Raw genomic sequence first — 8,300 nt, forward strand, 5'->3', positions numbered from 1 at the left:
CGGCCCTTCCGCCATCCAGCGCCGATGCACGACCCCGCCGTCCCCGGGTGATGGGCCCTGCCGCATCGGCCCCCGGCACCGGCTCAAAGCCCGGCAATGGCGGCATCGACCCATCGCAGGAAGCTGTCCGCATAGCTGCGATAGACCGCGATCTCATAGCAAAGCCCATCATCCGTCAGATTGCGGATAATCACATCGACATGCCCGATCACGGTAACGGCGACGGAACCGGCAGGAAACACCCCACCATCCATATCGATGGCGGCACCGCGCTGCAAAAGGGTGCGGGCGTCAGGACCCGCGATCCGGAACAGGCGATAGGCCCCGGTCTGGTCGGACAGGCTGGCCAGGCCGGCCAGCCGCCGTTCAAGATCTGCGCTCCAGCCATTCCCCACACCCTGACCGAACGCCAGCCAGGTCCCCGGCCCGGTGCCGACGATGGTGACGCCATCCCCCGTCCCCCAGGTCGGGCCGACCGGCATCCGGATCGCCAGTACCTCCCCGATGGCGACAGCACCGATGCCACGGCGCGCCAGGATCGCCGCGATGGCCAAACCCTGCTGTTCCGTCACCCCAACCTTATCAACCACGGACACGCACTCCCTCGGGATCAAGGAAAACCGGATCGCAGATCTCCGCCTCCACGATGATCGCGCGCACCAGGTCGTGGGCGACGATACGTTCGCCGTGACGGCCTCGCCCGCCCGACAGCAGGGCCAGCGCGATGGAATGGCCGAGCGTGGGAGAATGGGCGACGGAGGTGACATGCCCCTCATCATTTGCCGCCACCGGCGCCCGGCCGGGCCGGACCAGATGTGCCCCCGCCGTGAAAAGTTGGCGCCGGTCGAGAGGGATCAGCCCGACCAAGACGGGGCGGCCGGGATCGACCAGGGCGGGACGGCCGGCCAGGACCCGGCCGATGAAATCCTTCTTCGTCGACACCATCCGGCCCATGCCCAGATCCGCGGCGGTGGTCTGGCCGTTCAGTTCCGGCCCTGCAACATGCCCCTTCTCGATCCGCATCACGCCCAGCGCTTCGGTCCCATAGGGGGTGATGCCAAGATCGGCCCCCAACTGGAACAGCCGCCGGATCAGCCGGTCACCGGCCATGGCCGGCACGCACAGCTCATAGGCCAGCTCCCCGGAGAAGGACAAGCGGAACAGCCGCGCCGGCATCCCCTCCCAGCTCAGTTCCATGGCCGCCATGGGTGGGAACGCCGCGTTGGATAGATCAAGGTCCGGCAGCAGTGCAGCAACCAGGCTCCGCGAGGCGGGGCCGGCGATGGAGAAGCCGGCCCAACGCTCGGTCACCGACACCGCCTGCACATCCAGTTCGGGCCACAGGACCTGGCGGGCAAAATCGATATGCTGCATGACCCGGCCGGCATTCGCCGTGGTCGTGGTCAGATAGTAGCGGTCGGGCGCGAAACGGGTGGTCGTGCCATCATCGAAGATGAAGCCATCCTCGCGCAGCATGATGCCATAGCGGGCCCGTCCCACCCCCAGGGTGGAGAATGTCCCGGTATAGAGCCGGTCCAGCAGAGCCGCCGCATCCGGCCCATGAATGTCGATCTTGCCAAGGGTGGAAACGTCGCAGACGCCGACACCGGACCGGGTCAGCCTTACCTCCCGGTCGACAGCCTCGCGCCATGGCTCGTCCGGATAATGCGGGAACCATTGCGCACGCTTCCACAGGCCGGCATCGGTGAAGACCGCCCCCCGCTCCGCCGCCCAGCGATGACTGGGGGTCAGCCGTTCCGGCCGAAAGTCCCGGCCGCGATGATGGCCGGCCAGGGCGCCGATGGCGACCGGCTGCCAGGGGGGCCGCGACAGGATCGTGCCGGTTTGCGACAGCGACCTGCCCGTCGCACGGGCCAGAAGCGCATGGCCATTGACGCCGCTGGTCTTGCCCTGGTCCGTCGCCATTCCCAGCGTCGTATAGCGCTTCAGATGCTCGACGGAGGTAAAACCTTCCTGGACGGCCAGATCGATATCCTTGTCGGTGACGTCGTTCTGGTAATCGACAAAGGCCTTACCCCGCCGTTCTCCGACATGCCACAGCGCCCGGCCGGACGCGGGATCGTCGCTGGTCGGGAAGCTCTGTTCGGCAATGGCCGGACGGCCCAGCGCCCGGGCGATCTGCGTGCCGCAGGACCAGCCGTCGCGGATCGCATCGCCCAGCGCGAATTTGCCGTTGGCGGCCCCGGCGGCACGCAATCCCGGCGGAGTTCGGTCCAGCAGGAACGTCTCCTGCTCCGTTGACCAGATCGGGCGCGTGCCCAGGTTCGACCCCAGCCCGATGGCCGGGTTCCAGCCGCCGGCCATGGCCAGCAGGTCGGCCCCGATGCGATGGCGCTTGCCCCCGGCGATAAGATCGACCGACCGCAGCGGCGCCCCCTGCGCATCGGCGATCCGGGCCCCCAGGTGGACCGGCAACCCGCCGGGCAGCAGCGCCCGGATCGCCGCCGGCACCTCGTCGCGAGCATCGGCCAGGGCGACCAGCTCCGCCCCGGCGGCAATCAGGTCCGCCGCCGTGCGCCACCCGCTGTCGCCCGTGGTGAAGATCACCGCGCGTTTGCCGGGAACGGCCGCGAAACGGTTGATATAGCTCGACACGGCCGACGCCAGCATCACCCCCGGCCGGTCATTGCCGCCGAAGACCAGCGGCCGTTCGATGGCGCCCGACGCCAGCACGGTCTCCCGCGCCACGATCTTCCACAACCGCTGTCGCGGCCGGGCCGATGGCGCTGGAGCCAGCGGGTCGCCCACCCGCTCCACCGCCACGTATTCGCGACCATCATAGGCGCCGACAATGGTCGTGCGCCCGAGCATCCGCACGTTCGGCATGGAGGCAAGCTCTTCGACTACCTGCGCCGCCCAGGTATCGCCGGCCTGATCGGCAATGACATGCCGCTCCGACAGCAGGCGGCCACCCCAGCGGAAATCCTCGCAGGCCAGGATCACACGCAGGCCGGCTCGGCCTGCCGCAAGCGCACTGGCCAGGCCCGCCGGCCCACCACCGATGACCAGCAGGTCGCAGAAGCCATGCTCGCGGTCATAATGGTCGGGATCGGGGAGCGTCGACAGATGCCCGAGCCCGGCTGCCCGGCGGATCAGCGGCTCATAGACCCGCTCCCAGAAGGAGGCGGGCCACATGAAAGTCTTGTAGTAGAAGCCGGCGACCAGCAGCGGGGAGACCATCTGGTTCAGCGCCAGCAAATCGAACCGCAGGTTGGGCCAACGGTTCTGGCTGCCGGCCTGCAACCCGTCGAACAGTTCGACAAGCGTGGCGCGGGTATTGGGTTCCCGATGGGCACCAGCCCCCAGCGTCACCAGCGCATTGGGCTCCTCCGGCCCGGCGGACAACACCCCCCGGGGGCGGTGATATTTGAAGGACCGGCCCACAAGCCTGACGCCATTGGCGATCAGCGCAGAGGCCAGGGTATCGCCGGCAAACCCCTGATAGGCACGGCCGTCGAAGGTGAAGTTGTGGGGGCTCGACCGGTCGATCTGCCCGCCTGTCGCCAGCCGGCTCATCGCGCCTCCTCCGTCGCGAGGGTCGCCGCAAAGACCGCCGAAAAGATCTCGTGCGTGACGGTATCCCGCCGTACGGTGAGCCATTGGCGGCAGCCATGCAGGTGGTACCAATGTTCATCGATGGGCCCGGCGATATTGTCGCGCAGATAGGCATAATCGATGAAGGCGGCTTCATCGGGCACCGTGGGGCGGGTCGGTGCGGCATCACCGCGATAGGTGAATTCGCCGGTGTCGCGTGAGCCGCAAAAAGGGCAATGGATACGCATCGTTCAGCAGCGCCTCAATGGAGATTCGGTTGGGCGCCTTCGCCCTTTTCGTTGATCAGCGCCCCGGTGGCGAACCGGTCGAGGCGATAGGCACAAGCCACCTCATGTGACGCGCCGGTCGCCAGCAGATGGGCGAAGCACCAGCCGCTGGCCGGCGTCGCCTTGAACCCGCCATAGCACCAGCCGGCATTGAGGTAGAGGCCGGGCACGGGGGTCGCGTCGATGATCGGCGAGCCATCCATGGACATGTCCATGATCCCGCCCCAGCTGCGCAGGACGCGCGCCCGGCCCAGCGCCGGCATCATCGCCATGCCGCTCTCGCAGACATCCTCCACGGTCGGCATGTGCCCGCGCTGGGCGTAGCTGTTATAGCCGTCAAGATTGCCGCCGAAGACCAGACCGCCCTTGTCGGACTGGCTGATATAGAAATGGCCGGCGCCAAAGGTGATGACGCCGGGAATGACGGGCTTCAGCCCCTCGGAGACGAAGGCTTGCAGCACATGGCTTTCGATCGGCAGCCGCAGGCCGGCCATGGCCGCCACGCGCGAGCTGTTGCCCGCGACGGCCAGGCCGATCCGCCCGGCGCCAATCCGCCCCCGGGTGGTTTCCAGCGCGGTGGCGGCACCGGCCGCGTCACGCTCGATCCCGATCACTTCGCAGCCCTGGATGACGTCGACACCCAGGGCCGACGCCGCGCGGGCATAGCCCCAGGCGACGGCGTCATGCCGGACGGTGCCGCCGCGCGGTTGCAGCAGGCCGCCGGCAATGGGAAAGCGCGCATCGTCGAAATCCAGGAACGGCGCCATCCGCCGGACCTGATCACGGTCCAGCAGTTCGGCATCGACGCCATGGAAACGCATGGCATTGCCACGACGGGCGGCGGCATCCCGCTGGGCGTCATTGTGATAGAGGTTGAGCACGCCGCGCTGGCTGACCATCGCGTTGTAGTTCAGATCCTGCTCCAGCCCTTCCCAGAGCTTCAGCGACCATTCATAGAATGGGATATTGCCGTCCAGGAGATAGTTGGACCGGATGATCGTGGTGTTTCGGCCGACATTGCCGCCGCCGATCCAACCCTTTTCCAGCACCGCGACGCGGCTGATGCCATGGTTCCGGGCCAGATAATAGGCCGTGGCCAGCCCATGGCCACCACCCCCGACAACGATGACATCATAATGGGGCTTGACGGGTCGGGTGGCCCACGCCGGTTTCCAGCCGCGATGTTTGCGCAAGGACTGCGCAATCAAACTCGCCCAGGAATAGCGCATTTTTGTTCACCACCCGCTCCGTTGCTTTACCCCCATCTTGATGGTATTTCAGCGGCGATGATGCACAGCCGCGACAAAGTCGGGTCCACAAGCGACACGTCCCGTTCCGCACCGCGCCCGGTGCGTGTGGGCTTCCTCCTGATCGAGGGGTTCGCCCTGATGTCCTATGCATCGGTAATCGAACCTTTCCGCGCCGCCAATCGCCTGTCGGGGCGTGATCTTTATGAATGGCGACATTATTCGGTGGATGGGGAGCCGGTGCGGCCCTCCACCGGGGTGATGATGCAAGTCGACGGCATGATCGACGGCAATCTCGATACCGACATGCTGCTGGTGTTCGCGGGCGGCAATCCCGCCCTGTTCGATAATCGCGGGACCTTCGCCGCCCTTCGCCGTCTGGCCACGCGCGGCATCGTCATCGGCGGCGTGTCCGGCGGGGCATTCCTGCTTGCCCGTGCCGAACTGCTGGAAGGGCATCGCTGCACCATCCATTGGGAACATGAGCCGGCCTTCATCGAGACCTTTCCCGAGCTTGATTTCGTGCGCGGCCTGTTCGTCATCGACCGGCGGCGCATCACCTGTGCGGGCGGGACTGCCGGGCTGGATCTGGTGACGGAGCTGATCGCCCAGACGCATGGCCCGGACCTCTCCCAGCTAGTCAGCGACTGGTATCTGCGGACCCAGAAACGCCCGGCGGAGGGTGCGCAGCGGGCAGCCGTGACCCAGCGCTACCGCGTGTCGCATCCGGGCCTTGTCGCCGCACTGGAGGCGATGGAGGCGAACAAGGAGACCCCGCTGGAGCGCGAGGACCTGGCATCCGCCGCCGGCGTGTCGCTGCGCCAGCTGGAGCGTTTGTTTAAGACCCAGATGCGCACGACGATCCGCGAACAATATCTGAAGATCAGGCTCGACGAATCGATGCGGCTCCTGCGGGAGAGCGATCTGTCGACCATGATGGTCGCGGTGGCCTGCGGCTTCGCCAGCACCAGCCATTTCTCACGCAGCTTCCGCCGGCGTTTCGCCATGTCCCCTGGCGAAGCCCGTGCCGCCTCCTACGCGTCATAGCGACTGTCATCCAGTACGGTGACAGATCGGCGCGATCCGCAATGTCGCCTATGGGCCCATTTTTGTCGCGTGGGGACATTTGCCCGCCTCACTTGGCCCTATCCTCAAATCACCGGCCCTTGCTGATCACGAAGCGCGGCACTGAACCGCGGCGGCACGGGGGCCTGCAAATTCCAGGGATGCGATTGGGGGATTGGGTATGGCGAATGGACATTCACTTCGGGTGCGTGGTCAGTTCCTGACCGGTGTGGCGGCAATGGTGCTGGCACTGCCCCTTGGTGCGGCAGCTCAGACCGAACCGGCCGCTGGCGAAGAGCCGGTGCTGCTGGAAGAGATCATCGTGACAGCGCAAAAGCGCATGGAACGTCTGGTCGATGTGCCGATGGCGATCACCGCCGTCACCGGGGCGGAGATCGGACGGCGCGGGGCCTCCAGCCTGCAGGATCTGCAATATTCGGTGCCCGGCCTGTCGCTGGTGGAAACCGGCCCCGGCCAGGAGCGCCTGCAGATGCGCGGCGTGTCGGCCACCAACGGCCTGCCCACGGTCGGCCAGTATCTGGACGAGATGCCGATCAGTACTGACGACAATACCCAGAGCCTGGGCCTGCGTCTGATCGATATGGAACGGATCGAGGTGCTGCGCGGCCCCCAGGGCACGCTTTATGGCGAAGGCTCGATGGGCGGCACGATCCGCTATCTGACGGCCAATCCCAACCTGTCGGAATATGGCGGCAGCGTCGAGGCCCAGGCCGGGGCGGTGAAGGATGGCAACACGGCACGGCGGATCAACGGCACCGTCAATCTGCCATTGGTTGAGGATCGCATCGGCATTCGCGTGGCCGCGGGCTACGAGAATACCGGCGGCTGGATCGACAGTTCGGCCACGGGCGACAGCAATGTGAATGCCGCCCGGATCTTCACGATCCGGGGCAAGCTGCTGGCCGAGATCAACGACAGCCTGCAGGCATCCCTCATGGTCCTGCACCAGGACCAGAAGCAGGATTACCAGAATTACGGCCGTAACCGGCAAACCTCCTCGCCATTGGCGACGTTCAACAATCCCAATTACGATCTGGTCAATGCCGTGGTCCGCTGGGACCTGGGCTGGGCCTCGCTGCTGAACAGCTTTGGCTATCAGAACGCGCAAAACAGCACCATGACGGACCTTTCCTCCGTTTATGTGCCGCTGCTGCCGTTGCTGGGCTTCCCGCGCGGCTTCATCACCAGCGTGGGGCTGGGCTCGACCTCTGATATCGACATCTTTACCGACGAGCTGCGTCTGGCATCGGCGCCCGGTGGCGCCCTGGAATGGACGGTCGGGCTCTATGGGCGGCAGCTTGATCGAACCGGTGTCTCGCGGACGGTTACAGCCCCCGGCACGGCCCCCTTCGATCTGATCTCGGCCACGGCGAACAGTAAGTCCAAGGCGGGGGCCGTGTTCGGCGAACTGGCCTGGCACGCGAGCGAGGATGTGACCGTGACCGGCGGCCTGCGCTATTTCTATGAAGAGCGGGATCTCACCGCCATATCCGCCAGTTTCGGCAGCCCCGCGACCAACAACAACAATGGCGACTTCTCTTCCGTCAATCCGCGGGTGAATGTCAGCTACAAATATTCACAGGAAGGGCTGGTCTATGCCAGTGCCGCCAAGGGGTTCCGCAGCGGCGGCTTCAATTCCGCCGCCACCGGTGGTCCCCCCAATTATGATCCGGAGGATCTGTGGACCTATGAGCTGGGGGCACGCCACCAGCTGCTGGACCAGCGGCTCAGCTTTGATGCGGCGGTCTATTACAATGACTGGACCGGGGTGCAGAGCTCGTTCTTCCCGGTGGGTGCTGCCATCGGCTACATCACCAATGGCGGCAAGGTGCAGGGTTGGGGCGTCGATGCCTCCGTCACCGCGCGTCCAATCACGGGCCTCACCTTGAACGCGACCTATGGTTGGAACAATCTCTCCTACAAGACCGCCTCGGCCGAACATGCCGTGGGCGACGGTGTCGATTATGCGGTCCAGGAAAGTTGGTCGGGCTATATCGATTACCGGCGACCCGTCTTCCAGGGGACCAGCGGTTTCGCCCGCCTGGATTACCAGCATGCCGGCCGCTCCTCGATCATCAATCGCGGCTCCAACGTGAATGTCAGGATCGGTTCCCGCGATATGCTG

General features: G+C 65.9%; 6 protein-coding genes. 2 read left to right on the forward strand and 4 right to left on the reverse strand.

Annotated features, from left to right (window positions below):
* Positions 1-83: 83 nt before the first annotated feature.
* Genes KBA48_RS12085 through KBA48_RS12100 form a run of 4 tightly spaced genes read right to left on the reverse strand, consistent with a single transcriptional unit; the run spans position 84 to position 5,071 of the window.
* Complete coding sequence (locus KBA48_RS12085) at positions 84-590, reverse strand: sarcosine oxidase subunit gamma (RefSeq protein WP_292906592.1); 507 nt, start codon at positions 588-590, stop codon at positions 84-86.
* Positions 583-3,537 (reverse strand): sarcosine oxidase subunit alpha family protein, encoded by a 2,955-nt coding sequence (locus KBA48_RS12090; protein ID WP_292906594.1) that lies wholly within the window; start codon positions 3,535-3,537, stop codon positions 583-585. The genes KBA48_RS12085 and KBA48_RS12090 overlap by 8 nt, the downstream gene beginning before the upstream one ends.
* On the reverse strand, positions 3,534-3,803 hold the full coding sequence (locus KBA48_RS12095) for a sarcosine oxidase subunit delta (protein WP_292906596.1): 270 nt from the start codon (positions 3,801-3,803) through the stop codon (positions 3,534-3,536). The genes KBA48_RS12090 and KBA48_RS12095 overlap by 4 nt, the downstream gene beginning before the upstream one ends.
* Positions 3,804-3,817: 14 nt before the next feature.
* Positions 3,818-5,071 carry a sarcosine oxidase subunit beta family protein gene (locus KBA48_RS12100; RefSeq protein WP_292906598.1) on the reverse strand — a complete coding sequence of 418 codons (1,254 nt, stop codon included), beginning with the start codon at positions 5,069-5,071 and terminating at the stop codon, positions 3,818-3,820.
* A 57-nt stretch (positions 5,072-5,128) separates the two neighbouring features.
* Between KBA48_RS12100 and KBA48_RS12105 the strand changes: the two genes are divergently transcribed.
* Entirely contained in the window at positions 5,129-6,136 is a 1,008-nt protein-coding gene (locus KBA48_RS12105; RefSeq protein ID WP_292906600.1) for a GlxA family transcriptional regulator, read from the forward strand.
* Between the two features lie 199 nt (positions 6,137-6,335).
* Positions 6,336-8,300, forward strand: a 1,965-nt coding sequence (locus KBA48_RS12110) for a TonB-dependent receptor (protein ID WP_292906602.1), incomplete at its 3' end; no start/stop codon positions are given.

It is taken from the genome of Niveispirillum sp. (assembly GCF_017996735.1).
Taxonomy (GTDB): domain Bacteria; phylum Pseudomonadota; class Alphaproteobacteria; order Azospirillales; family Azospirillaceae; genus Niveispirillum.

Bases quoted from the DNA above. Each gene is read 5' to 3' on its own strand.
- KBA48_RS12090 (WP_292906594.1), bottom strand. From the start codon at position 3,537: ATGAGCCGGCTGGCGACAGGCGGGCAGATCGACCGGTCGAGCCCCCAC.
- KBA48_RS12095 (WP_292906596.1), bottom strand. From the start codon at position 3,803: ATGCGTATCCATTGCCCTTTTTGCGGCTCACGCGACACCGGCGAATTC.
- KBA48_RS12100 (WP_292906598.1), bottom strand. From the start codon at position 5,071: ATGCGCTATTCCTGGGCGAGTTTGATTGCGCAGTCCTTGCGCAAACAT.
- KBA48_RS12105 (WP_292906600.1), top strand. From the start codon at position 5,129: ATGATGCACAGCCGCGACAAAGTCGGGTCCACAAGCGACACGTCCCGT.